Source organism: Streptomyces sp. TRM68367 (assembly GCF_014495685.1).
Classification (GTDB): domain Bacteria; phylum Actinomycetota; class Actinomycetes; order Streptomycetales; family Streptomycetaceae; genus Streptomyces.
This window is the reverse complement of the sequence record NZ_JACTVI010000254.1, coordinates 1-1,794: the sequence shown is the minus strand read 5'-3', so window position 1 is coordinate 1,794 and position 1,794 is coordinate 1. Positions and strand designations below refer to the sequence as shown.

The following is a 1,794-nucleotide window of genomic DNA, read 5'->3' as shown; positions in this document are numbered from 1 at the left end:
TCTCGGCCTTGGCGGCATCGGCCGTGTCCTCGCCGACGTGCGTGGCGGCCTTGGCGTCCTCCGCGAGGTGGTCGGCGTTCTTCAGCCCTTGCAGGGCTTCGGCGCCTTCCGCCGCGTACTTGGCGCCCTTGACCGCCATCCGGGCACCCAGGGCCGCATCCCCGATCACCGGGATCGCCCCGGCGAGCGAGATGCCGGCGTCCAGGTAGTCACCGTCGGCCGCGTACCAGCCGGCGTTGGCGACATCGGCGACCGCGCCGACGACCGGGATCATGCCGGCCGCGTCCAGGGCCGTGTGGCCCAGGTCGGACAGCCAGCCGTGCCCGTCCAGCTCGATATTGGAGATGGGGTTGCCGCCGCCGAAGGCGTAGCGGTTGCCGGTCAGCGGGTCGGAGATCAGGCCCATGTCGGACAGGGCACCGTTGTACATGTCCCGGGACAGGAACCGGTTCAGGCCCGGGTCGTAGGTGCGGAAGCCCATGTTGTACGTGCCCGTGGAGCCGTCCACGCGGTCGGCGTTGAACCGGTAGGCGTTGTACGGATCGCTCGGCGAGTTCGTCGTCGAGCCGGGCTTGTCCGCACCCGTGTCCTGGCTGGAGTCGTCCGAACCGTAGGCGGTGTAGCCGTACGTCGACTTGGTGTCACCGGACTGGTCGGTGACCGCCTGGACGTTGGAGTGCGCGTCATAGGTGTAGTACGTCGGCTCCTTCGTCCCGTCCGACTTGATCTTCACCTGCGAGAGGCGCTCGCCCCACGGCGAGTACTGGTAGGTCTTGGTGGTCGTCCCGTTCTCGGTCTCGGAGACCACCGCGTTGGACATCGCCAGGTAGTCGAAGACGGTGGTCTTCTCACCCGTGGCGCCCGCGTTCTGTGTCTGCGACACCGTCCGGTCGAACGGGTCGTAGGTGTAGTTGGTGGTGTCGTAGCCGGTGCCGTTCTTCTTCTGCTCGCTGGCGATGTGGTCGAAGCCGTCGTAGGTGTAGCGCTCGACCACGCTGCCGGCGGTGGTGACGTTGTCCAGCCGGCCGTAGGGGTCGTAGTGGTAGCCGGAGGACACCCCCGCCACGACGGTGGTCGCCAGCCGGTTGCGGTCGTAGTTCGACGTCGTCGTCTGGCCACCGACGGTCTGCGACGTCACGTTGCCGTTGTCGTCGTAGACATACGACTCATTCGACCCGCCACCGGCCTTCGTCACGCTCTTGACCTGATCGCGCGGCGTGTAGGCGTAGTCCAACGTCTGGTCCTTGTACGCCGTGTGGTCGTCGGCGTTCTGGACCTTGGAGACGTCCTCGGTGGTGTTGCCGTCCGGATCGTAGGTGTAGGTGTGCTCGGCCACCGTGGTCGTGCCATCCGACTTCTTCTCCAACTGGTGCTTCAAAGCACCGTCGAGGAAGTAGTCGGAGGTGACCACGTTGCCGTTGCCCTTGGTCTCCGTGGCCACCTGACCACCGGGGGTGTAGGTGAACTGCGTGACCTTCGGCGAAGTGTCAGTGGCGCTGTCCTTGTTGGTGACCTTGGACAGAAGGTTGCGCGTGTCGTACTCGAACGACGCGACCCTCGCATCGTGCGTACGCGACAGGGTGTTGCCGTCCGCGTCATAGTTGAACGACGTGGTGTGCAGCGTGGTGCCGGCCTTCTTCACCTCCAGCTTGGCCAGCAGGTTGACCCCGTCGAAGGTGGCGGCGTAGTCGTCGTAGCGGGCGCCCGGAGTGGCGTCGGCCAGGTCGACCAGGTTGCCGTTGGCGTCGTAGGAGTAGGTGAAGGCGGTCTTCTCGTTGTCGGTGTCGGCGCTGT

The 1,794-nt window shown here is 66.0% G+C and carries 1 protein-coding gene; it reads right to left on the bottom strand.

Going from position 1 to position 1,794, the window contains the following annotated elements; all coding sequences use genetic code 11:
• On the bottom strand, positions 1-1,794 hold a 1,794-nt coding region (locus tag H8R17_RS45325), incomplete at both ends, for an RHS repeat-associated core domain-containing protein (protein WP_316959755.1).